The organism is Serratia sp. M24T3 (assembly GCF_000257645.1).
GTDB lineage: Bacteria > Pseudomonadota > Gammaproteobacteria > Enterobacterales > Enterobacteriaceae > Rouxiella.
Map to the genome: position 1 here is coordinate 36,257 of NZ_AJHJ01000007.1, position 24,399 is coordinate 60,655.

Annotated in this window: 21 protein-coding genes and 2 pseudogenes; 13 read left to right on the top strand and 10 right to left on the bottom strand. The window is 49.3% G+C overall.

Annotated elements, in window-relative coordinates:
- Nucleotides 1-78: 78 nt before the first annotated feature.
- The 8 genes from SPM24T3_RS08000 to SPM24T3_RS08035 form a co-directional block, all read right to left on the bottom strand.
- On the bottom strand, nucleotides 79-1,785 hold the full coding sequence (locus SPM24T3_RS08000; RefSeq protein ID WP_009636228.1) for an ABC transporter ATP-binding protein: 1,707 nt from the start codon (nucleotides 1,783-1,785) through the stop codon (nucleotides 79-81).
- Entirely contained in the window at nucleotides 1,782-2,651 is an 870-nt protein-coding gene (locus SPM24T3_RS08005) for an ABC transporter permease (RefSeq protein ID WP_009636229.1), read from the bottom strand. Before SPM24T3_RS08005 ends, SPM24T3_RS08000 begins: the two co-directional genes overlap by 4 nt.
- A gap of 25 nt (nucleotides 2,652-2,676) precedes the next feature.
- Complete coding sequence (locus tag SPM24T3_RS08010) at nucleotides 2,677-3,630, bottom strand: ABC transporter permease (protein WP_009636230.1); 954 nt, start codon at nucleotides 3,628-3,630, stop codon at nucleotides 2,677-2,679.
- Nucleotides 3,631-3,643: 13 nt separating this feature from the next.
- Nucleotides 3,644-5,266, bottom strand: coding sequence for an ABC transporter substrate-binding protein (locus SPM24T3_RS08015; RefSeq protein ID WP_009636231.1), 1,623 nt, complete (start codon nucleotides 5,264-5,266; stop codon nucleotides 3,644-3,646).
- Nucleotides 5,267-5,337: 71 nt separating this feature from the next.
- Nucleotides 5,338-6,615, bottom strand: a complete 1,278-nt coding sequence (locus SPM24T3_RS08020) for an FAD-binding oxidoreductase (RefSeq protein ID WP_009636232.1) — start codon at nucleotides 6,613-6,615, stop codon at nucleotides 5,338-5,340.
- 74 nt (nucleotides 6,616-6,689) lie between these two features.
- Nucleotides 6,690-7,358 carry a haloacid dehalogenase type II gene (locus SPM24T3_RS08025; protein ID WP_009636234.1) on the bottom strand — a complete coding sequence of 223 codons (669 nt, stop codon included), beginning with the start codon at nucleotides 7,356-7,358 and terminating at the stop codon, nucleotides 6,690-6,692.
- Nucleotides 7,359-7,411: 53 nt separating this feature from the next.
- Nucleotides 7,412-8,884 (bottom strand): aldehyde dehydrogenase, encoded by a 1,473-nt coding sequence (locus tag SPM24T3_RS08030; protein ID WP_009636235.1) that lies wholly within the window; start codon nucleotides 8,882-8,884, stop codon nucleotides 7,412-7,414.
- Between the two features lie 610 nt (nucleotides 8,885-9,494).
- Nucleotides 9,495-10,955 (bottom strand): NAD-dependent succinate-semialdehyde dehydrogenase, encoded by a 1,461-nt coding sequence (locus SPM24T3_RS08035; protein WP_037377947.1) that lies wholly within the window; start codon nucleotides 10,953-10,955, stop codon nucleotides 9,495-9,497.
- A gap of 29 nt (nucleotides 10,956-10,984) precedes the next feature.
- Here SPM24T3_RS08035 and SPM24T3_RS25870 point away from each other — a divergent pair, with 29 nt between their 5' ends.
- Nucleotides 10,985-11,158 carry a hypothetical protein gene (locus SPM24T3_RS25870; protein ID WP_237713010.1) on the top strand — a complete coding sequence of 58 codons (174 nt, stop codon included), beginning with the start codon at nucleotides 10,985-10,987 and terminating at the stop codon, nucleotides 11,156-11,158.
- A gap of 223 nt (nucleotides 11,159-11,381) precedes the next feature.
- On the opposite strand, the gene SPM24T3_RS25435 is transcribed toward SPM24T3_RS25870, so the two are convergent.
- The gene (locus SPM24T3_RS25435) at nucleotides 11,382-11,549 is read right to left on the bottom strand and encodes a hypothetical protein (protein ID WP_157135276.1); all 168 of its coding nucleotides are present in this window, start codon (nucleotides 11,547-11,549) and stop codon (nucleotides 11,382-11,384) included.
- 22 nt (nucleotides 11,550-11,571) lie between these two features.
- On the opposite strand from SPM24T3_RS25435, the gene SPM24T3_RS08040 reads away from it, so the two are divergent.
- The 12 genes and pseudogenes from SPM24T3_RS08040 (at nucleotide 11,572) to SPM24T3_RS08095 (ending at nucleotide 22,904) form a co-directional block, all read left to right on the top strand.
- On the top strand, nucleotides 11,572-11,775 hold the full coding sequence (locus SPM24T3_RS08040; protein ID WP_009636237.1) for a hypothetical protein: 204 nt from the start codon (nucleotides 11,572-11,574) through the stop codon (nucleotides 11,773-11,775).
- A gap of 346 nt (nucleotides 11,776-12,121) precedes the next feature.
- A complete protein-coding gene (locus tag SPM24T3_RS08045) occupies nucleotides 12,122-12,313 on the top strand; it encodes a hypothetical protein (RefSeq protein WP_009636238.1) in 192 nt (63 codons plus the stop codon).
- A gap of 345 nt (nucleotides 12,314-12,658) precedes the next feature.
- Nucleotides 12,659-12,853 carry a hypothetical protein gene (locus SPM24T3_RS08050; RefSeq protein ID WP_009636239.1) on the top strand — a complete coding sequence of 65 codons (195 nt, stop codon included), beginning with the start codon at nucleotides 12,659-12,661 and terminating at the stop codon, nucleotides 12,851-12,853.
- Between the two features lie 118 nt (nucleotides 12,854-12,971).
- On the top strand, nucleotides 12,972-14,258 hold the full coding sequence (locus tag SPM24T3_RS08055) for an HlyD family secretion protein (protein ID WP_009636240.1): 1,287 nt from the start codon (nucleotides 12,972-12,974) through the stop codon (nucleotides 14,256-14,258).
- Nucleotides 14,251-16,353 carry a peptidase domain-containing ABC transporter gene (locus SPM24T3_RS08060; RefSeq protein ID WP_009636241.1) on the top strand — a complete coding sequence of 701 codons (2,103 nt, stop codon included), beginning with the start codon at nucleotides 14,251-14,253 and terminating at the stop codon, nucleotides 16,351-16,353. Before SPM24T3_RS08055 ends, SPM24T3_RS08060 begins: the two co-directional genes overlap by 8 nt.
- A 433-nt stretch (nucleotides 16,354-16,786) precedes the next feature.
- On the top strand, nucleotides 16,787-16,966 hold the full coding sequence (locus tag SPM24T3_RS08065; protein ID WP_037377950.1) for a hypothetical protein: 180 nt from the start codon (nucleotides 16,787-16,789) through the stop codon (nucleotides 16,964-16,966).
- A 46-nt stretch (nucleotides 16,967-17,012) separates the two neighbouring features.
- Nucleotides 17,013-17,204 carry a hypothetical protein gene (locus SPM24T3_RS08070; protein ID WP_009636242.1) on the top strand — a complete coding sequence of 64 codons (192 nt, stop codon included), beginning with the start codon at nucleotides 17,013-17,015 and terminating at the stop codon, nucleotides 17,202-17,204.
- Between the two features lie 209 nt (nucleotides 17,205-17,413).
- Nucleotides 17,414-17,596, top strand: a complete 183-nt coding sequence (locus tag SPM24T3_RS08075; protein ID WP_009636243.1) for a hypothetical protein — start codon at nucleotides 17,414-17,416, stop codon at nucleotides 17,594-17,596.
- A 634-nt stretch (nucleotides 17,597-18,230) separates the two neighbouring features.
- Complete coding sequence (locus SPM24T3_RS08080) at nucleotides 18,231-18,413, top strand: hypothetical protein (RefSeq protein ID WP_037377991.1); 183 nt, start codon at nucleotides 18,231-18,233, stop codon at nucleotides 18,411-18,413.
- Between the two features lie 756 nt (nucleotides 18,414-19,169).
- A complete protein-coding gene (locus SPM24T3_RS08085) occupies nucleotides 19,170-19,388 on the top strand; it encodes a hypothetical protein (protein WP_009636246.1) in 219 nt (72 codons plus the stop codon).
- A gap of 124 nt (nucleotides 19,389-19,512) precedes the next feature.
- Nucleotides 19,513-20,802 (top strand): annotated as a pseudogene (locus SPM24T3_RS08090) (HlyD family secretion protein).
- Nucleotides 20,802-22,904, top strand: a pseudogene (locus SPM24T3_RS08095) (peptidase domain-containing ABC transporter). Before SPM24T3_RS08090 ends, SPM24T3_RS08095 begins: the two co-directional pseudogenes overlap by 1 nt.
- Here the strand turns inward: SPM24T3_RS08095 and SPM24T3_RS08100 are convergent.
- Complete coding sequence (locus SPM24T3_RS08100; RefSeq protein WP_009636248.1) at nucleotides 22,872-24,389, bottom strand: PLP-dependent aminotransferase family protein; 1,518 nt, start codon at nucleotides 24,387-24,389, stop codon at nucleotides 22,872-22,874. The pseudogene SPM24T3_RS08095 and the gene SPM24T3_RS08100 sit on opposite strands and share 33 nt — an antisense overlap.
- Nucleotides 24,390-24,399: the final 10 nt, after the last annotated feature.

The window sequence follows — 24,399 nt, forward strand, 5'->3', positions numbered from 1 at the left end:
ACTTGGTGCAAAGGATTAATTCAATAGAAGTTATTTACTGCCTACTTTCAAGCGTAATATTGAACAAATTTACATCGCTTATTCTGCCTGCTCGGCATCCTGCTCCTCAAGCCAACCCTGACGCAGCTCCGGCACCGCTCTTTTCAGCCGCTCGTAGTAAAGGCTGCTAGAGGTTTTATCGTAATCTTCACGGCTGACCTGGGTCGCAACTTTGCCGTTATTAATCACGATAATATCGTCGCAAACCGAGCGCACAGCGTGCAAATCATGGCTAATAAACAGGAACGACACATTCAGCTCGCGGCGCAGTTCGGAAATAAGATCCAAAACGGCAGCAGCGACTACGGAATCCAGCGCAGAAGTGACCTCGTCACAAAGTATCAGATCAGGCTCTGCCGCCAGCGCGCGCGCCAGATTGACGCGCTGCTTTTGACCGCCCGACAGTCCTGAAGGTTTGCGATGCAGAATGCTGTGTGGCAAACGGACGAGATCCAGTAGTTGTTTCAGTCGAGCATCCAGCGCCTTGCCGCGCAGGCCGTGGAAAAACACCAGCGGGCGTTTCAGGATAGTCGCGATTGTCTGGCTCGGGTTTAGCGCGGTATCGGCCATCTGGAATACAAACTGCACGCGGCGCAGCTCGTCAGGACTGCGAGCTGACATATCGCCTTTCAGATAACTGTCGTTAAAAAGAATATAACCTTCGCTCGGAGCAATCATGCCGGCAATTGCTCGCGCCAACGTCGTTTTACCGGAACCGGATTCACCAATAATGCCGATCGCCTGTCCGGGATAAAGTTTGAAATTAATGTCTTGCAGGATGCTGATTTTTGGCTTGCCGTTGGCATCCAATGGACCATAACCGGCAGAAAGTTCACGGACTTCCAGCAAACATTTAACCGGAGCCTCTTCCGGCTGCCATGGACTAACGCGCGGTTTATGCTGCGCTGCGGCAAGCAAACTGCGGGTATAAGGCGATTCTGGTCGTTGCAGCAGTGCTTCCGTGGTGCCGTACTCGGCAATCTGGCCTTTTAATAACACCAGAATCTTGTCGGCCATCTGCGCCACTACCGCTAAATCGTGGCTGACGTAAATCGCCGTGGTGCCGCGTTGCTTGACTACGCGACGAAAAGTTTTCAGCACTTCAAGCTGCGTGGTCACGTCCAGCGCGGTAGTTGGCTCGTCAAGAATCACGACTTCAGGATCGCCAATCAGCGCCATTGCGGCCATCACGCGCTGTAGCTGCCCGCCCGAAACCTGATGCGGATAGCGATTGCCGATGGTTTCCGGCGACGGCAGTGCCATCTCACGGAACAGGTCAACGGCTTTTTTCTCGGCATCAGCGCGTTTCATGGTGTGATGAATCAACACCGGTTCGATGACCTGATCCATTAATCTCATGGCCGGATTAAACGAGGCCGCTGCGCTTTGTGCAATATAGGCCACTTTCGAACCGCGAAACTCGCTAAGCTGGCGCGACGAAAGTTTCGTCACGTCCGTGCCCACAATGTCTAGCTGGCCGTGACTTATTTTACATCCGTGACGCGCATAGCCCATTAGCGCCAGCGCGATAGTGGTTTTGCCGGAACCGGACTCGCCAATCAGCGCCAGCACTTCGCCCTTTCGCACCTCGAAACTGATGTCTGAAACGAGAGTAATTATCTCGTCGCTGTCGTTTTTCGCCTGCACTTCCAGCTGGCTGACGTTAACCACCACCGGAGCCTGATTCTGCGTGGCCTGTGTCATATCCTTGATACCCGGCTGTGAATTAATGGGAAATGTATTCATGCCGCCTCCTCTTCCAGTTCGAGTCGAATCACGCGCCGAGACTGCAGGCTGTCAATAAACAAGTTCACGCCAATAGTGAGACTGGCAATCGCCACGGCCGGAACCAGCACCGACGGCGAGCCGTCAAACAGCGCCTGCAGGTTTTCGTGCACCAGCGTGCCCCAGTCGGCGTAAGGCGGTTGCACGCCCAGGCCAAGGAAACTCAGACCGCTGAGTAGCAGCACAATGTAAACGAAGCGCAGGCCAAAATCGGTCAACATCGGATGCAGCATATTGGGCAGCACATCCGTCAGCGCGATATAAACTTTACTCTCGCCGCGCAGGTGCGCCGCCTGCACGTATTCCATCGAGCGCAGATTGGAGGCCATGGCGTAGGCGATACGAAAAGCGCCGGGCCAATAGCTGATTACCGCGGTGAGGATCAGCATCGGCAGTGAAGAGCCGAACACCGCCACCATCAGCAGCGCCATGATCTTGCCGGGCATAATCAGCATCGCGTCATTGATACGGCCTAAAAGTTCTTCGATCCATTTACCTGACATTGCGGCGACCAACGCGAGCACGGTGCCAAGTACGCTGGCCAGAATTGCAGCGGAAAGTGCCAGTCCAATCGAGTAACGCGCGCCGTAAAGCACGCGGGTCAGCATGTCGCGCCCGAGATAATCCGTGCCGAGCAGGAAGGCGCGACTAAAACCTTCGTTAATACCGCCGCCGGCAATATCTTCTATGCTGTACGGCGCAAGCCAGCCGCCAAACAGCGCCATGCATAGCCAAAATAGAGAAATCACCAGGCCAACGCGGCCGGTAGTGGATAACGAACGCCAGAAGTTCAGAGTCGTTTTTAACACCATGACAGTTCTACGCATCACTGAGTCCCCTCTGGTAAATAACTTATTGTTTCAGCTTCGGATTAAAGGCAATGGTGGCGATATCGGCCATCAACAGCAGCAGAAGATAACAGCCGCTGAACAGCATCACGCACAGCTGCACGATGGGCAGGTCGCGGTTGCTCACCGCATCGACCATCTGACTGGCAAGCCCCGGATAGCTGAAAATAGTTTCGATAATAATGACGCCGCCAAACAGGTAGGAAAGGCTCAGCGAGATAGCATTGGCAATCGGCCCTACGGCGTTGGGCAAGGCGTGGCGCAACACGGCCCGCAGCGGGCGGACGCCCTTGAGCAGCGTCATTTCAAGATAAGAACTGTCGAGCTGGTTGATAATCGCCGAACGTGTCATGCGCGCCATTTGCGCCACCAGCACGCAGCACAGGGTAAATACCGGCAGCGCATAGGCCTGCAGGTAGCCAAGAAAATCCTGATTGGTGGAACCCAGCGACATCGCCGGGAACCAGTGCAGATGCACCGCAAACACCATTACCGAGACAGTTGCCACCAGGAATTCTGGCACGGCCACCACCGACATGGTGCCTACCACCAGGATGCGGTCAATCAGCGAACCCCGTTTCATCGCCGCCGTAATCCCGATAATCAATGCCAGCGGCACTGACACCAGCGTGGTAATCCCGGCCAGCTCAAAAGTGGCGGGAATACGCTGGGCGACCAGTTTGGTGACCGGCATATTGTTGGCAAACGACGTTCCAAAATCGCCGTGCAACATGCCGCCAAGCCACTCAAAATAGCGCTGCCAAATCGGCAGATTCAGGCCTAGCTCTTTACGCAGAGCGGCAACCGTTTCCGGCGTGGCCGCCTGTCCCAGCAGCTGCTGTGCCGCATCGCCCGGCAACATGCTGGTGATAATAAATACCAGCGCCGAAACGATAAACAGCGTCAAAATGCCCGAACCAATACGACGAAGAATAAGTAACAGGATAAGCTGATTCATGACTACCTCCGGATTATGCTGATAGCCAGACAAGCTCAGTGAAGCGATAGCCCATCATCATGCCCGACGGATAAGACTCTACCCCTTTGACCTTGTTGCTGTAGCCATCCAATGAACTGATAAACAAAGGAATAATGGTTCCGCAGTGGTTATAGACCAGTTCTTGCATATCGCCGTACATCTGCTTGCGCTTAGCCTGATCGCGCTCACCGCGTGCCGCAGTAACCAGCTGATCAAACTGGGCATTTTTCCAGCCGGACTCGTTCCACGGCGCGTCGGATTTATAAAACTGGCTAAACAGCAGGTCCAGCGTCGGACGCGGGTTGACCGAGCCGTAGGAAATCGGGTGTTTCATCCAGTGTTGCGACCAGTAACCGTCATAAGGCACGCGACGCACTTTCAGGTTCATACCGACCTGCGATCCCAACTGTTGCAGGAACTGCGCGCCTTCAATCGCCCCTTCGATGTTATCGGTGGTCACGATTTCCAGACTCGGCTTCACCAGACCTGACTTCTTGAGGTAAAACCTGGCTTTGTCGAGATCGTTAGGGCGCTGCGGCAGGTCCTTGTTGAAATACGGGTGCCAAGGTGGAACCGGATGGTCATTGGCTACGGTGCCAAAGCCCTGAACCGCCGTTTTCAGCAGGGTCTCGCGCGGTTGCAAATATTTCATCGCCAGGACGAAATCAGGATTGCTGGTGATCGCCGCGTCCTGACGCAGGATCAAATCGCTGTACATCCCGGATTTACTTTCCAGCACCGAACAAGAACCGGAACCGTTAATGCGTTTTACATCGCGGGAACTGATAGTCGAAACAAAATGTAGCTCACCGGAGAGCAGCGCATTGACGCGCCCGGCCTGATCGGTCACTCCCAGCAGCTCGACTTCATCAAGATGCGGCAGGCCTGGTTTCCAGAAATTCTTGTTGCGCTCGCCCACGGTGCGGGTGCCGGGGGAAAATTCCTTGCAGGTATAGGGGCCGGTGCCGATGGCTTTGCTGAAATCTTTAGTGCCGTCCTGCAGGATTAGGAAAGCTGGCGTGCCCAGAATCGACGGCAGGTCGAAGTTGGCCTGAGCGAGTATGATTTCAACTTCCATCAGTCCCACGGCTTTCACGCTGGTAAACTGTTTGGCCAACGAGATGGCAGTGGAGGCGACGGCGGGATCTTTATGGCGCGACAACGAGTAAACCACGTCTTGAGCGGTCAACGATTTACCGTCGTGGAAGGTCACCCCCTGACGCAGTTTAATGCTCCAAGTGACACCGTCACTGCTGCTGATGGATTCAGCCAGCCCCATCTGCGGGACAAGCTTGGTGTCCAACTCGGTAAGACCGCTGTAAAACATGTACTGGCGCATATAATCGCCGCTGTTGTTGCCCTTGGCAGGGTCCAACGTATCGGCAGCGGACGAGTTGGCCGCCGCAGCGCGCAGTTTCCCGCCTTTAACCGGCGTGGCTTCGGCAGCCCAGGCGCTGTTTGGCAGGCTGATAATGCCGGTGGTTAGTGCGGCACCGGCTGAAAACATTTTCATCACGCCGCGACGTGAAACGTTGATCTCTGGCAGGCCAGAATTCAGCGCTGTTGCAGCAGACTTCGGTGTGGCTGGACCTGATTCTTTACGAAATTTACTCATTGAAATCTCCCCGAATGCGGTATTTACCGAAAAAAGCCATGGATGTTAATGAATTATGCTTTGCCGCTGACTTACGACACCTTGTCTTTGGCTTTGTAATACAGGCCCGCCACTGGCAAGAACCAGGGTTTGCCAAAGTATCCAGGCATCGCGGCCCAATTGCTGCGCTGCCAAGGATTACTGACCGGTTTTCCGGTAACCAATGCCGCCATCACTTTGCCCATGTACACCGACATCTGCGTGCCGTGTCCGCTGTAGCCCATCGAGTAAAACAGTCCCTCGTGTTCACCGGCGCGCGGCAGGCGATCGGCGGTCATATCCACCAGTCCGCCCCAGCAATAATCGATATCGACATCGGCAATTTGCGGGAACAATTCACGCAGTCCCGATCTCAGTACTGCACCGCTGCGCGCGTCGGAAGTTGGGCTACTGATGGCGAAACGCGCACGGCCGCCGAAAATCAGTCGGTTATCAGCGGTAGTGCGGAAATAGTTGCCAATATTGAGTGAGGTCACATAGGTGCGATTATTGATAAACGCCTGCTTCAGCTGGGCCGGCGTCAACGGGGCGGTGGCGATAATAAAGCTGCCTACGGGCACGATGCGACGCTGGAACCAGGAGAAAGGCCCTTTGTCGGAGGTGCCGGTCGCCAGCAGGACGCGCCCGGCTTCAATTTCGCCGCGTGCGGTGCTGACTCGATAACGATGACCGTCGATCTGCTGCAAGCCTGTAACCGCAGTGTGGGCATGGATAACCGCGCCGCTGGCTACTGCCGCCTGAGCCAGGCCGATGCCAAACTTACCCATGTGCATCTGGCCGCCGCCTTTTTGCAGCAGGCCACCGTGGAAGGCGTCGGAGCCGATTTCATCGCGGATATGCGCCGCTTCAATTAATTCGACGTTGCTGTCGACGGTGCGTTTTAGCAGTTCATAGGTCTTGACCAGCGAAGGAAAATGCTTGGCCTTGCTGGCCAGTTTGAGTTTGCCGGTGCGAATAAAATCGCAGTCGATGGCTTCATCTTTAATAATCGACTGCACGTATTCCACGGCATCGGTGTAGGCATGGTAATAAATAGAGGCTTGTTCCAGGCCGATACTTTCTACCAGAGAGGCAAAGTTCTGCGCGACGCCAGTGTTGCAGTGGCCGCCGTTGCGACCGGATGCCTGACTCAGCACCTCACCGGCCTCCAGCACCACCACATCGACCCCGGCTTTCGCCAGGTTATAGGCCGCCGACAGCCCGGTAAATCCACCGCCGACCACCACAACCTCGGCCTTTTTCGGGAGTTCTCCCGCTGCCGCGCCGCTGAAAACCGGTGCTGTTGCCTGCCAAAATGATTCAAGTTTCATGCCTGTGCCTCATCCAGTGACTAATCTATGTACCGCCTGCCTTGCTCTATCCATTCTTCACAACTCGATTCGACTTACAGCCCGACGACGCCCGGCAGTCCGCCAATATCCTTGATTTCTGTGTAGCCATAAGCCGGGTTGGCAGGATCGTGCCCACGGTTCACCCAAACCTTGTTTTTGATGCCCATATCGTGGCAGGTCATCAGGTCATAACGCAGGCTGGAAGAAACGTGCAGAATATCTTCCGGACCACAGCCCAGCTCATCGAGCATGTATTCAAAGCCGCGCATTCTTGGCTTGTAGGACTGTGCCTGCTCGGCGGTAAACACGCGGTGGATAGGTGCGCCAAGGCGCGGTACGTGATGAGTGATAAGGTCGTTCATGGTGTTGGAAAGCAGCACCAGCGGGAACTCTTTGGCGACTTTCGCCAGTCCGGCAGGGACGTCTGGATGAGGACCCCAGGTCGCACAGGCTTCCATGATCCCGGCACCATCGCTGTCTTTATATTCCACGCCCCATTTTTTGCAGGTGCGAATCATCGCCTGGCAAACTACGTCGCCGTAAGGTTTCCACGCGCCCAGCACTTCATCCATGCGGTAACGCGCAAAATCGGTGGTGAATGCCAGCATCTGGTCTGCGCTGACGCGGTCAGCAAAAATAGCGCTTGCCGCTCCGGCCATGTCGAAATTAATCAGCGTGCCGTAGCAGTCGAAAGTAATGAACTTAGGTTTGAATACCGCCATGATAATCCCCTTCTCCGATAGTGTTTTCGTGTGTTGAAAAGTAGTAGAAAGTATTAAAAATCAATCAGTACACTTTTATAACGCAGGCAGGCTTCGAACGCCTGACGGCCTAAATCTTTACCAATACCGGACCCGTTAAAACCGCCGGTTGGGATAATAAAGTCTCCGGAACGGCCGTAGCGGTTGATCCAAACGGTTCCGGCCGCCAGCCGACGCATGGCACGCAGCGCCCGGTCGATATTCAGGGTGTGAACTCCGGCAGCCAATCCGTAAATCGCGTGGTCGGCCAGCGCTAGCCCCTGTTCTTCAGTTTCAAAGGTTTGAATGGTCAGCACCGGTCCAAAAATTTCTTCCTGCACGGCGGCAGATTCGGCACCGACACCGGCCAGCAGCGTCGGTTTGAAGAAATATCCGGCGTCGGTATTGGCGAAGAATTCGCCACCGGTCAGCAGCTGTGCGCCCTCGTTAATAGCCGCTTGAACAATGGATTGGATTTTGTTTGCCTGACGAGCGTCGATGATTGGCGCATAGCGGCAAGCGCTGTTCCAGGTATTGCCCGCTTCGACGCCTTCGCAAAGCGCAACCAGTTTGGCGACAAGCGCATCGGCAATGCCGGACTGCACCACTAAACGCGTTCCGGCTACGCAGGCCTGTCCGCCGTTGGCGGTAAAGCCACGGAAAATTCGTCCGGCAACCACGTCGATATCACCGGCATCGTCGAACACCAGCTGCGGGCTTTTGCCACCCAGTTCCAGAGTGACCGGTTTCATGCCGTTTAGCGCCGCCTGGCTCATGATTTGCGCGCCGGTAGCCGTCGAGCCGGTAAAGGAAATTTTGCGCACCAACGGATGATTGACTAACGCGCTGCCGCAGCTCAAACCGCGCCCCTGCACAATGTTCAGCACCCCGGCCGGCAGCCCGGCCTCAATCGCCAGTTCCGCTAACATCACGCTGGAAAACGGGGTCAATTCAGAAGGTTTCAACACCACGGCATTTCCTGCTGCCAGCGCCGGACCTAATTTCCACGAAGCCATCGACAGCGGAAAATTCCATGGGGTAATCGCGCCAATCACGCCATACGGTTCCGGTACCAACATGCCGAGGCTGTTTGCGCGAGTCGGCAGCACGTCACCGCTGTATTTGTCACAGCACTCGGCGTAAAAACGAATAGCTTCGGCAGTGAACGGGATTTCGTGATTCACCACGTCATAGATAGGACGCGTTGAGCCGATCGCCTCAAGCTGGCCCAGCGCCACGGCGTTTTGTTCAATCAAGTCCGCCCAGCGGCGCAGCACTTTGCCACGTTCGCGCGGAGGGCGTGTTCCCCAGCCGCTTTCGAGCCAGGACTGATGGGCGTTGGTGACCGCCAGATTAACCAGCTCGGCGTCGCCGTCGGGGATTTCGCCAAGGAATTGCCCGTCAGACGGACGGTTAACGCTGATACGTTCGCCGTTACCGGCGATGATTTTGCCGCCAATCAGGTGCCCGGCAGGTAAAGGCACTTTTTCAGGATCAAAACTCAACATGATCAACAATTCCTCATTCAATACGGATAAAGGGTCGGAAAATATTTATGACCTGCCAATAAAAACGACCATTAAATAAGCAGGCAATGCTTTGACGATTATTTATCGATCAAAATCTGCATATTCAACGCTATGAAGAAAATTAATACTTTGTTCGCGTATTAATTTCCCCGACTGCCGTGCAAGCCACAATAAATAATTTCTCTGATACTAATAAGCATAAAGCGTGCCATATTATTAAAAACGGAAAATGCGGAATCCGCGGTCCAAAAAACGTTTTATGCCGTAGCAGAGGGTAAAAGTTCATAAATCCGTTTTTAAATATTATCTGAAGCCCCAGAGAACGTTTTTTTGCACCAAAAGAATGAATATCACGGTTACTGATGCACCAAAATAACCACGAGTGATTAAGCCTATTTACCTAACCCACTATTTAATATGGATTTAATAGTATTGCACTTAGAAAGCACCTCAGATAAAGGTCTTGAGTCATTGATATGGCAGAAAAATTCGCGACCCCAAAAAAAACGGCTACCTATTGTGAGGTAGCCGTTTATCAGCTTAAGTACGATAAAATTTCTGCTGATCGAGGAATATTTAACTTTAGAAATTAATCCAGCCCGCCAATATGAAATGACTTCATTTCTAAATATTCTTCGATACCTGCCTTAGCCCCTTCGCGCCCTATTCCCGAGAGTTTAACCCCGCCGAATGGGGCTATTTCTAAAGAAACAGAACCGGTATTCAAACCTACCATGCCAAATTCAAGTTTCTCGGCGACTCGCCATGAACGACGTAAATTTTCGGTAAAGAAATAGGCCGCTAAACCAAATGGCGTAGCATTGGCTAAATCAATCGCCTGCTGCTCATCATCAAAACAAAATAATGGCGCAACGGGACCAAAAGTTTCTTCATTGGCGATAAGCATCTTGGCGGTGACATCGGCCAGAACCGTAGGCTGGGCAAAATTATTACCACTTTCGGCGATACCGCCGGTCAGCAGACGAGCGCCCTGGCTTAATGCATCATCGATATGTCGATTGACCTTTTCAACCGCGGCTTTATTAATCAACGGTCCGATTTGCGTTCCAGCCGCAAAACCGTCTCCAACTTTCAGTTTGTTAGTTTCTTCTACCAAACGTGCGGCAAACTTGTCGTAAATACCGCGCTGTACCAAAATGCGGTTGGCACAAACACAGGTCTGGCCGCCATTGCGGAATTTACTCACCATTACGCCGGCAATCGCCAACTCGATATCCGCATCATCAAAGACAATAAACGGCGCATTGCCGCCTAACTCAAAACTCAGCCGCTTAACAGAATCTGCACACTGGCGCATCAGCAATTGGCCGACGCGGGTGGAACCGGTAAACGACAGCTTGCGCACCAGCGGATTGCTGGTCAATTCTGCGCCAATACCCTGCGGCATGCCGGTCACGACTTGCAGTACACCGGCGGGAATTCCCGCACGCGAGGCCAGCTCGGCCAGCGCCAGCGCGCAAAGCGGCGTCAGGTCAGAAGGTTTGACAATAATCGGACAACCTGCGGCGATAGCGGGAGCACATTTACGGGTGATCATCGCTATCGGAAAATTCCACGGCGTAATCGCAGCAGCAATACCTACCGGCTGTTTCAACACCAAAATGCGGCGGTCACGAGTCGGCGCGGGAATGGTTTCTCCATAAATACGCCTTGCTTCTTCGGCAAACCATTTAACAAAACTGGCACCGTAGCGCACTTCACCGCGCGCCTCTTCCAGCGACTTGCCCTGCTCGGCAGTCATTAATACGGCCAAGTCTTCAGTGTTGTCCAAAATCAGCTGATACCATTTTTCGAGCATCGCGGCACGATCTGCTGCCGGCGTTTCGGCGAAACTGATGCGCACGTTTTCAGCGGCTGTAATGGCTGCACGAGTATCTATTTCGCCCATTGCTGGAACCAAAGCGATAACTTCAGATGTAGAAGGGTTAACCACTTCTATTGTTTCTTTGCTGTTTGCATCGACCCAACTACCGGCGATACACGCCTGCTGGCGGTAAAGTGTTGGGTCCTTTAAAGGCAATGGCGACATGTTTTCTCCAATCGATGCAGATTCAGTAAATGGCCCTAGCAGCGAGCCAAGGTAAAAGGCTGTTGATTTACTCTACCGCCAATGACGAATTTTTTGTGGGGAATGCGCAGTTTGCTACAGCAGAATGTGCGTTATCGGTTTGCGAAAGGAAATTTCATGTTGATGCTGCTCTCAAGCCGCTAAAACTTATGATTGAGGGCTAACACGGCAATTCAGCTTACGGTCAACAGTGTTTAAAACTGACAACTTGCAAACTTAACTTAAATTTCAAACCAACAATAGGTCACTAAATTAATTTATCAGCACAACACGCTTTATAATGAGGATTTAAAGCATTTGCTAAGCCTTTAGTCGTCAATTAAAGGTTAATGTTTAAATCACAGACTTGAATAGGCGGCAAAAAAAGGTGGTATTGGCTAACTTCTCTTAAACACCTTTGATTCTGTTATAAAATAATTGTTTAAAAATCCCCCCTGCTGAAGCAATCGCATTTTTCGCTTCTTTAAAAACCTGATCTAAAGTTTGTATCAGACCCTGGGTAAACAGATGCTCTGTCCGATGACCGCAAGGTACGCCTGAATGGGTTGGCACCATATTCTAACCGGAGATTATTATCATGAAAGAACTCAATATGAATGAATTGGAAATGGTTGCAGGCGGTGGATTGGTAAGTGGTGCTCAGGCCTCTATATTTACTGTAATAAATAACGCAACTGCTGGAGCAGTAGGTGCAGCATCTGGAGCACTTGGTGCTCTACCTGGTGCTTTCACAACTTTGGAAAGCGACGTAACCGGATTAGAAGGTAGTTTACTTAATTAATTAAATCAGTGCAATACGTTGAATATATAAGCCTACACAATGTAGATTTATTATACGGCTCCCAACCTATGGGAGCCGATTTGTTCACCATTGTCATTTGAAATGGATTGCATTATATCGCCATTATTCCGCCAGAGAGAGTGAGAAAATAAAGTAGTTACAGCAGTAAAAGTGTTAGAGAACAATGTGGCTAAAGACGTAGAAGCACTAGAAGAAATTGCTGTTTATGATATCTAGTAGATGTAATTCAATTAATTAAACTCAAGGCAGGCTGCATTGCTGTGACACGTTTACAAGCCGCCTGGCACGGGTTTTAACAACTATCACAATTTCGGAGATTATTATCATGAAAGAACTCAATATGAATGAATTGGAAATGGTTGCAGGCGGTGAAGGAATATTAGATGGTATTTTGAATGCCACCTCGGATACATACAATGAAGCAATTAATGTCGGCAATCAAGCCCTTAAGGAAACAGATATTTTTGTTGCTGTATCCACCCAAAACTTACAGACTGTCTTTGGCGGTGACATATGATTTTTTAAAATAACGGATTAAATACATAAGCCTACACAATGTAGATTAATTATACGGCTCCCAACCTATGGGAGCCGATTTATTCCCCATGGTCATTTGTAATGGATTGCATTACATCGCCACTGTTCCGCCTAATAAGGCGAGGAAATACATTGGGTAAAGTAGTAGAAGTGTTAGAGAACGATGTGGTTAAAGACGTAGAAGCACTAAAAGAAATTGCTTTTGATACTATCTAGCATGTGTAGTTCAATTAATTAAACTCAAGGCAGGCTGCATTGCTGTGACACTTTTACAAGCCGCCTGACACGGGTTTTAACAACCGTCACAATTTCGGAGATTATTATCATGAAAGAACTCAATATGAATGAATTGGAAATGGTTGCAGGCGGTGGAGTAATATATGACACTGTATATGATTTAAACAACGAAATCAATACAATAGTCATGGATACTGATCTTACCACTCAAGAAAAAAATGAGGCAATTAATACTCTCCATCTTGTAACCCGTGGCACATCTGATCTTATTAACCTTTTATAGCCATTTCGACCAGCACTGTGGATTGAGCATATAAGGTTAAATGATTTAGATTTATTATACGGCTCCCAACCTATGGGAGCCGAGTTAATCACAATTGTCATTTGTAATGGATTCCATTATGCCCCCACTCTTCCGCCCTGAAGTCGCCGAAAATAAACAGTCTCAGTGGCTGGGTAAAGCGCTATTACTCAAAGGCTGGCCACCTTGGGTTACCGCACTGCTGACCGCCGGATTTATGATTGCCCTGCTCATATTCCTAATTTTCGCACAATACGCCAGACGCATCACGGTAAGTGCAGAAGTCATTACTCAGCCGCATACTATTAACTTATTTTCTCCTGTAGAGGGTGTTATTTCACAACTGTTAGTCAGCAATGGCCAAAAGGTTATTGCCGGAACACCGCTGTATCAGCTAGACCTCAGCCGCGTCGGGCAAACGGGCAATGCCAGCACCACCACGCTGGCGGCAATAAATAAACAAAGACACCAGCTCGACGATATTATTGCTCAGCTTGAAAATAATAAACGTGCCACTTTATCTAATCTGCAAGACCAACTGGATCAATATCAACAGGCGCAAACAGGATTAAACAAGATGGTGGCATCTGCCGCAGACGGTTTAAACGCCATGCGCATTACTCTGGATTCCTACAATATTTCGCTGCGCAAAGGGTTAATTAATACCGATCAGCTGAACAATCAGCGCTATCTCTATTACCAGCAACAAAGCTCATACCAAAATTTGCATGCACAGGCGATACAGCAGTCATTGCAAATCAGCGGTCTGCAAAGCGCCAAAGTGACGAAATCCTCAGATTTTGATAATCAAATTTCACAGTCGCGCTATCAGCAGCAGGGACTGGACCGCGAATTAGCCGAAGCTAACGTTAAAAACTTACTGTTAATCACCGCGCCCGCGGCGGGAAGTATTTCATCTCTCAGCGTGACACCGGGGCAAATGGTCAATGCAGGCGACAGTTTGGTACAGCTGGTGCCGGGAAATAATGAAATTTTTTTTCTCGTCGCCTGGCTACCCGATGAAAGCCGCCCCTTTGTAACCCTGGGTGAAACAATCAATATCCGCTATGCGGCGTTTCCCTCTGAAAAATATGGGCAGTTTCCCGGCAAGGTCATTTCTATTGCCGATGCGCCCAGTACCGCGCAAGAAATGAAAGATTATCTCAGCGCCCCGCGTAACAGCAGTGGAATGATCACCGGCTCCTATTTTAAAGCCATTATTGGTCTCAACTCGGCCTCAGTCACCTGGCATCAACAGCATCTGGCATTGACGAGCGGCATGCAGGCGCAAACGACGCTGTTTCTTGAGCAGCGTCCGTTATATCAGTGGATGCTCTCACCTTATTACAGCCTTAAGAACAGCATCACGGGACCAATAAATGAATAATTTGGAGCTAAAAGCGCTGATGCAAAAACTTCATTTCGGCTTTCGTCGCCAAGTGCCGCAAATTATCCAGACGGAAGCGGCGGAATGTGGGCTGGCTTGCGTGGCGATGGTCTGTGGCTTTCACGGATTGCAGACTGATCTTCTGAGCCTGCGCCAACAGTTTGATGTATCGACCCGAGGGGTGAACTTAAAAACTCTGATGGGTATCACCAGCCAACTGCATCTTAAATCGCGCGCCTTACAGGTTGATATCGATAATATAAACGCACTTAAAACACCCTGTATTTTGCACTGGGACATGAACCATTTTGTGGTGTTGATAAGCTCGAATAAAGGCAAGGTGCGGGTTCACGATCCTGCTTTTGGCAAACGAACGTTGAGTATGCAGGAAGTGTCGGCGCATTTTACCGGAGTGGCATTGGAGCTGTGGCCAGACGCAGAGTTTAGCCAGGATAAAAAGCTTAACCGACTGAATCTTAGGAAAATGGTCGGCAACGTTGGCGGGCTGTTCGCTACCCTGAGCAAGCTTTTTTGTTTTTCGTTAATGATTGAATCGGTGAATTTGTTGCTGCCGGTGGGTATGCAACTGGTAATGGACCACGTAATTCCTGCACAGGACGCTAATCTGCTGACCCTGATTTGCCTTGGCTTGCTGTTTTTTGTGTTTTTTCGCACCGGAGTCAGCATTCTTAAATCCTGGACCCAACTGGTAATGAGCACGCTGATTGACGTGCAATGGAAAGCCCGCCTGTTCGACCACTTGCTGGCGTTGCCTTTGTCATATTTTGAGAAGCGCAAACTCGGCGACATTCAATCACGCTTTATTTCACTTGATACCCTGCGCACCACACTGACCACCAATGTGGTTAATAGCTTGATGGACGGCATTATGTCCGTTGGGCTGATAATGATGATGGCGCTTTATGGCGGTTGGCTGGTTTGGGTAATTCTCGGATTTACCGTGCTTTATAGTCTCTTCCGACTGGTGACTTACTCGCGTTATCGGCAGATTTCAGAAGAACAGCTTGTCAAAACCGCCCGCGCCAGCTCGCATTTTATGGAAACACTGTACGGCATGGGGACCCTAAAGGCGCTGGGTTTGTCATCAAATCGTGCCCAGCGCTGGCTGAACATGAACATTGATACCGCCAACGCCAACGTGAGAAAAACCCGTTTCGATATGTTATTTGCGGGTGGGAACACCTTAATCTCTACCCTCGATCAAATTTTACTGCTATGGCTGGGAGCAACTCAGGTAATCGATGGCCATATGACGCTGGGTATGTTTGTGGCTTTTAATACCTATCGTGGCCAGTTTTCGGAAAGAGCGGCCAACCTGCTGAATATGGTGTTGCAGCTGCGAATGCTATCGCTGCACTCGGAACGTATTGCCGATATTGCCCTCACTGAGGTTGAACACAACCTGCCTGCTCGCGCACTTTTACAGGCCGGGGAAGCGGCAGCCTTGGAAGTTAACGACGTCTCATTTCAATACGATGTGATGTCTGCACCGCTGATTAAAAATCTGTTCATGACGGTTGCAGCCGGTGAGAGTGTGGCAATCACAGGTCCATCGGGCCAGGGCAAGACAACACTGATGAAATTACTGTCCGGCCTGCTGCCGCCAACATCAGGAGAGATTCGATTAAACAGCTTGGATATCAGCAAGGTAGGGGTTAATAATTATCGCGCCTGTATTGCCTGTGTGTTGCAGGACGATACGCTGTTCGCAGGTTCCATTGCCGAAAATATTGCAGGCTTTGCAGAGTTGCGAGAACCCGAGCATTTGCTGGATTGTGCTCAACGTTGCAGTATTCACGAAGATATCCTGCGCATGCCCATGGGTTATGAGACCTTGATCAGTGAGCTGGGCGGCAGCCTTTCAGGCGGTCAAAAACAGCGTTTGCTGATTGCCCGAGCATTATATCGCCGTCCTGGAATTCTATTTTTGGATGAAGCCACCAGCCATTTAGATGTAGAAAATGAAGCTCGCATAAATGCCGCCATTTCGGCATTGAAGATCACTCGTATAATTATTGCTCACCGCCCTTCCACCATCGCTTCTGCCGATCGCGTCATTGTTCTTGGCGATTGATATAAAAAAACACCACTTGTAATAATTAGTTTTTTATTTAAATAAAAATTTACATATTTAGTCTTTAATAAAAAAACCCCAAAACACAAGCGATCAAAAAACAACCAAAATCATTAAGTCTCTATGTCAATTAATCTTGATGACTTAAAAACATAAAGAAAATTAATGTTATCCCGCATGGTTTAGGCATAGGAATTTATCTGAATTAGGCGCTAAATCCTTGGTGTTTATTTTTCAAAACAGAATAATAAGCTGCACTAAACTAAACGTAAAGAATCTTACTATTTTCTATCAAAACAATAACCTAAATTCAATCATTTCGTTTAGAGTAAATGCGTGGTTGCAAGGAGCAGCTATGCGGCAAGCTGGAAATTAACCTCAGCTGCCTTTCAAATATTAATCCAGTATTAATTGATAATTTCTCGAGGTTATTATGAAAGTTCTAGACACTATGGAAGTTGAACAAGTTGTAGGTGCTGGTGGTTTTCTTACCGACACACTGGGCACTGTTATTGGCGCGGTAAGTAATGTTGTAAGCCCATTGGTAGGACAAACCGTGCAATCTTTAGACAATGATGTCGATGGACTTTTAAAGTTGTTAATCACCTTTTAAATCCTAGGTCTAACGCTTATTAAATACGCTAATCCTGGAGACTGGCATGAAAGAACTCAATGTTACTGAAATTGATCAAGTTGCCGGGGCCGGTGGCGTTATCACCGATCTGCTGGGAACTGTTCTGGGCAGCACAAATGACGCAATAAGTAACGCGATCAGCCCAGTTGTAGGACAAACCGTACAATTTGCAGAAATTGATGTCGACAGTATTTTAAAATCGTTAATCACCTTCTAAAGCGAAGGTTGGACGTTTAATAAATACGCTTAATTTGCCTGTGACCCATGATGCTGTTTCATATATACGCAGACAGAGTCGCGCCTGCGAATATTATGACTCACATTGGCAACCCAGCCTTGCTTGCTTAAGTAACATCAGTGACCTGTCAATTACTGTTGAAACCATTAGCCATTGCATATCAATTTTTTAAAATCCTGGAGACTGAGATGAAAGAACTCAATTCTATTGAAACTGAACAAGTTGCTGGCGGCGGTTTAGCTATCAGTGCAGTGAATGATGTTGTTAGTGCTTTGGACCCATTATTACACCAAGTGCTGGCGATCTCTGTTCCGAATGCATTAACCAGTGTTGAAACAGCGGCTACCAGCCTATTTTCAACCTTGGCCTAAAATTTAGTAGCAACGGCATTATGCAACTCAATTAACTGGCTATTAAAACCTCCATTAATAGCTGATATGGGTTATGTCGACCACCTGCTGTTTAACCAGCAGGTGGATTATCTTTATGTCTTAATTTACTCCTGCGCAAGTTTGTAACAAAGCGCGCCTTATTCGCCTACATTCTGCCCAAACCTCCCTCGAACTCAACTCTGCACTTTTATCGATAATTTTAGCTTCCTGCCTAACCACATTTCATTACTAACAATGAGTTACATATTTTTTTCAGACCTAGATCACAGAATGCTACCAGATTGCTCAAAAATCACCCACCCTGCTTATATACTTAAGTAAAATAGATATCACAAAAATAAAATATAAATTTAATTAATGTTAAAAATTACATTCACTTCCTAGGAGGCCGATCGGCCATTTCGACCAATGCGTTGATGATTTGATTATAGATAGAATAAAAAACCATGAATTACAAACCATAAAGAATTTAAAACTTTTATAACGAAATAATATGCCAATTTTAAGAAGATAGTTTAGAGTGATTGAGTGGTCGGAAAGAATCAAACAGCGTAATCCTTACATTGTTTGCAGGATCACAATTAAACTTTTGTTAACTATTCCTGAGGTTACTATGAAAGAACTCAATACTATGGAAGTTGAACAGGTTGCTGGTGGCGGTTTAGTGTCAGACCTGTTGGGTGAAGTCGCTAGCACTGTTAACCCACTGGTTAATGAACTGGTTCAAACGACTATTCCTAACGCCGTTTCAAGCGTTGCGACAGGTGTTAACGGTATCCTGACTGCTTTGTTCTAAGAATTGTATCGATGTCATATACTAGTAAATCAGCAAGCCAGCGCTTTATTACCAGCATATGACACTGTTCCCCCTGCAGCTTCTATTGTTGGGGGAACAAAAAGGCCAAATTAGTTCCGCTCAATGCTTCCAACTAAATATTTTATTGAATTACCCCACCTTGCACTGCTTAAATCCAGTCTGAATAAAAGTGTGATTGCCTTTGCATTTTTAATATCTGAATCACCCATCAAATCCCTACATTTATTAATACAATATGAATCCAACTGTATTTCTCCTGGCAACATCCACTGCATCAATCTGCCGTCGTAGATTTGTCGTTCTACCAAACACCCAGACAATAGTTTCAAACTGAAATAATATTTCAATTTTAACAAAAAGTTACAATAGATCCCTGCCGCCAACGCTCAATAAATCACCAGCAGAATACCCCCTTTGGCTCATGGCTTATTTACTTAAGCTAAATGGATATCTAACAATTGAAATATAAAGAAAAATTAATGTATTATCTCCATAAGAAAGGTCTAGGAACGCGGCAGGATTTTCCGTCAAAAGAGTGGCATTAACTTTATAATCAGTCTTAAACACTGCCATTTTAAATTTAAAAAGAATTTTTAACTTTTCTCACGATAGAATAAGCCAAATTCAATTAGATAGTTTAGAGTGAATCCAAGGTCGCAAGGGGTTACTTGCTGATGTATGAGGAAATAATCAGCGACTGTAGTTAAGCATCTATTATTAATTTCGGAGATTATTATGAAAGAACTAAACACTATCGAAGTTGAGCAAGTTGCGGGCGGCGGTTTGCTGTCAAGCCTGTTGGGTAATGTTGCGAGCACCGTTGGTGTTGCATTAGGTACAGTAGGAACTGTTGTTACTAGCACTGTTCCTAATATTCTTGGCACCACCGTATCCGATGTTGGCGCAGCGTTGAACGACCTGGGTATTCCTGCTGCAGTTTCAGAGCTGGTTTAATATCTGAAATAAATATATGTCTGTCTCCTACTCGTCAATATTCAAGCCATTTTGAATAACTTGTAAGAGATATTCTTCCACCTGCAGTTAAGGCTGCAGGTGATTTAATCGCTTCTACCAGAGTATTTTGATGTCTGCACTTTTCCGTAAGGAAGTTGCCACTCAGCAACAAACTCAGTGGCTAGGCAAAGCGCTGCTGCTTAAAGGCTGGCCACTATGGATTACTTTATCCTTAACCAGTACATTCCTTGTATTGCTGCTGCTATTTCTGACGTTTGCAAACTACACTCGCCGAATTAACGTCAGTGCCGAAGTCATTACCCAGCCCTACACGATTAACCTGTTCTCACCTCAGCAAGGGGTCATTTCCAAACTGCTGGTTAAAAATGGACAACAGGTCGCTGCCGGCACTCCGCTTTATAAAATAGATGTCAGCCAGATTTCACAATCAGGTAATGTCAGTACCTCAACGCTTGATGCTATCAATAAGCAGAAGTTGCAGTTGGACAACATTATCGCTCAGCAACGAAATAATAAGCAGGCCACGTTAGATAATCTCCAGCAGCAGCTAGAGCAATACCAGCAGGCACAGATTGGCCTGAATAAAATGGTCGCCTCAGCCAGGCAAGGGTTAGAGTCGATGGGCAAAAGTCTTGACTCTTATAATGTGTAGCTTAAAAAAGGTCTGATTACTACCGACCAGCTAAATAACCAGCGCTACCTTTATTACCAGCAGCAGAGTTCCTTCCAAAGCCTTACTGCACAGGTTATTCAGCAGTCACTCCAGATTAGCAACCTGCAAAGTCAGAAAGTGACCAAGGCGGCCGAGTTTGATAATCAGATCTCGCAATCGCTTTATCAACAGCAAACGCTGGACCGCGATCTTGCCGAAGCTAATGCAAGAAATCTAATTATCATCACTGCTCCGACGGCAGGAAATATCTCTTCACTGAGCGTAACGCCGGGCCAAATGGTCAATACCGGTGACAGCCTGGTGCAGCTGGTGCCAGAGAGTGAACACGCCTTTTATCTGGTTGCCTGGCTGCCTGATGCAAGCCGCCCTTACGTGCAACTGGGCGAAAAAATTAATGTCAGCTACGCCGCGTTCCCATTCCAAAAATATGGCCAATTCCCGGGAAAGATAATTTCGGTCGCCAGTGCGCCAAGTACGGCAAAAGAAATGTCGGGCTATGTGAGCGCGCCTCGACAGAACCAGGTTACCGATGGCAGTTATTTCAAAGCCATTGTAGCGCTTGATAAAGGCTCGCTTAGCTGGCACGGACAACCTTTAGCTTTATCCAGCGGCATGCAGGCGGAATCCACGCTGTTTCTCGAAAAACGCCCGCTCTATCAATGGATGCTTTCCCCTTATTACAGCTTGAAGAAAAGTATTACCGGACCGGTGAATGAATAATGAATAAAGCGCAGTTAGACGAACTCGTACAAAAATTACATTTCAGCTTTCGCCGCCGAGTGCCACAAATCATTCAGACCGAAGCGGCTGAGTGCGGGCTAGCCTGTGTGGCCATGATTTGTGGTTATCACGGATTACAGACTGACCTGCTCACGCTGCGCCAGCAGTTTGATGTTTCCACTCGCGGCGTCACGCTGAAAACCCTGATGGCGGTGACTCAGCAGCTGAATTTAAAATCTCGTGCGCTACGCCTGGATATCGACGAACTTATCGAGCTTAAGACGCCGTGCATTTTGCACTGGGACATGAATCATTTTGTGGTGCTGCTCTCCGCCAAACGTGGGCGAATTGTGGTGCATGATCCGGCGTTCGGGCGGCGCGTTTTGGGCTTGCAGGAAGTGTCGGCGCACTTTACCGGCGTTGCGCTCGAGCTATGGCCAGATGCCAATTTCAGCCATAAAAAGAACACCAACCGGCTCAATCTGCGCAAGATGGCGAGCAATGTCAGCGGCATTTTTGCTACCTTGACCAAACTGTTTTGTTTCTCGCTGATGATAGAGGCGGTAAATCTGCTGTTACCGGTCGGTATGCAGTTGGTGATGGACCATGTGATCCCGGCGCAGGACCCCAACCTGCTCACGCTTATCTGTCTTGGCCTGCTGCTGTTCGTGATATTTCGCACCGGCATCAGTATTCTGAAATCCTGGACTCAGCTGGTAATGACGACTCTGATAGACGTGCAATGGAAAGCGCGCCTGTTTGATCACCTGCTTGCCCTGCCGCTGGCCTATTTTGAGAAACGTAAACTCGGCGACATTCAATCGCGCTTTGTTTCACTCGACACTTTGCGCACCACGCTGACCTCCAACGTCGTCAATAGCCTGATGGACGGCATTATGTCGGTCGGGCTGTTGGTGATGATGATTCTGTACGGCGGCTGGCTGGTGTGGGTTATCCTTGGTTTCACTACCCTTTACTGTTTATTCCGCCTGGCAACCTATCCAACTTATCGCCAGATAGCCGAGGAGCAGTTGGTGAAAAATGCCCGTGCCAGCTCGCACTTTATGGAAACGCTGTACGGCATGGGCACCTTAAAAGCGCTGGGGCTTTCCTCAAACCGCGCACAGCGTTGGCTGAATATGAATATTGATACCGCCAACGCCACTGTGCGAAAAACGCGTTACGAGATGCTGTTTCAGGGCGGCAATACCTTGATTGCGACTCTCGACCAGATTGCTCTGCTGTGGCTCGGCGCGAGTCAGGTGATTGACGGCCATATGACGCTGGGTATGTTTGTGGCGTTTAACACCTATCGCGGGCAGTTTTCAGACCGCGCCGCCAACCTGCTGGATATGGTGCTACAGCTGCGCATGCTGTCGCTGCATTCCGAGCGTATTGCAGACATTGCTCTCACCGAGGAAGAGCATTATATCCCTGAGCGCCCGCTGCTGCGCGTGGGTGAAGCCGCGGGTCTGGAGGTGCAAAATGTATCCTTCCAGTACGATGTGCTGTCCGCCCCGCTGATTAACAATCTCAACCTTAGCGTGACGGCAGGCGAAAGCGTGGCGATAACCGGCCCGTCGGGGACGGGGAAAACCACCTTGATGAAGCTGTTGTCGGGTCTGTTGTTGCCCACCGCCGGAGAAGTCAAACTCAACGGAATGGATATCAGCAAAGTTGGCGTAAACAATTACCGCGCCTGTATTGCCTGTGTGTTGCAGGAAGATACGCTGTTTGCCGGTTCAATTGCCGAAAACATTGCCAGCTTTGAGGAACAGAACGAGCCTGAGCACCTGCTGGAATGCGCCCGCCGCGCGAATATTCATGACGATATTTTAGCCATGCCAATGGGCTATGAAACGTTGATAAGCGAGCTGGGCGGCAGCCTGTCCGGTGGGCAAAAACAGCGTTTGCTTATTGCCCGGGCACTGTATCGCCGTCCGAGCATTTTGTTCCTCGATGAAGCTACCAGCCATCTTGATGTCGAAAACTAGGCTCATATCAATGCTTCGATTGCGGCGCTAAAAGTGACTCGCATAATCATTGCTCACCGCCCTTCAACGATTGCCTCAGCCGATCGCGTGATTGTGCTGGGGAGCTGATTCAGCCAGCATTTCATCTACCACATCGCCGACGATAGCTATGCCGTCGGCGATGTCTTCCACTTTGATTGATGAAAAACCAATACGCATGTAGTGAGTTGGCCGCGAGGTTAATTTATTGGCAGACTGTAAGAAATAGCTTTCACCGGGCTGGATATAAACGTCTCTCTGGTAAGCTCGTTGCGAAAGCTCACGAGTATTGATCTCCTCGGGAAAGCGCAGCCACACCGAACTGCCACCTTCAGAACTTGCCACCTCGGCCAGCGGAATATACTGCCTGAGTGCCTGTTGCAGGGTATGCCAGCGCAGTTCGTATTCTTCGTGAAAGCGCTTGAGAAGCGACTCGTAATAGCCCCCTTTCAGAAACAGCGCGACGGTGCGCTGGTTATTTGCCGCCGGGTGACGAATGCTCATCCTGCGCAGCGCGCGGGCCTGTCGAATAAACGGCAGCGGACCGACTAAAAATCCAACTCGCAGGCCGGGCGACAGCAGCTTTGACAGGCTAGTGACATACACCACGCGGCCATCTGTATCGATCGATTTCAACGCGCTGGAAGGAAAACGGCCAAATCGCGATTCCGTGTCGTAATCATCCTCAATGATAATAAAGTCGTGATCTTTAGCCATTTGCAGCAGCTCACGACGTCGTGAATGTGACAACGTCACGGTTGTCGGTGACTGGTGACTTGGGGTGACGTAAAGAATATCGCAACCCACCAGCGCATCGCCGATAATCAGCCCGTCTTCATCGACTGGCAGCGGTTTAAGCACCGCACCGTGGAAAATCATCAGGTTACGTACATCGGGGTACGACGGGTCCTCAATGCCAACCACCATTCCCGGGCGGATTAAACACTGGATTGCCAAAAATAGTGCATGCTGGGCGCCCACGGTAACCAGCACTTCCTGGGTATGGGCCGTAAATCCGCGCCTTGGCAAAACGCGACGGCGAAACGCATCCAACAATACAGGGTCATCTTCGTCGACATAATCCACGGTCCAGTCATACATATCATGCAGTGACAGCGAATCGCGGCTGCATTTTCGCCAGCTGGAGATTGGAAAGATCCAGCGGTCATGCTGGCCGTACATAAAGGTATATTTTTTGCTCCGCCAATCCTGTGGATGAGTAATGTGCTCCATCGCGGCAGGATTGATAACCAGCTTGCTGTCCCAGTCAACCGACGGCGAAACCTGCTCCACTGGCCGACTTTGCGGCAACCTCGCGATGGCATCTGGCGCAACGTAAAAACCGCGCCGGTGTTCGGAAATCAAGACGCCTTCCGCCGCCAGCTCTTCGTAGACCAGCGTCACGGTATTGCGAGATATCTTCAGCTGCTCGGCCATAATGCGAGTGGATGGCAGAGTTTGCCCCTGCTCGTAATCCCCTTTAGCTATCGCCTCAGAAATTTTTTCGCGCAGTTTTGACTGTAATGAACCCTGCGACTTGCGATCTATTGCGTTGGCAACCGATAAGTTAAGCATCCGCGCCCGT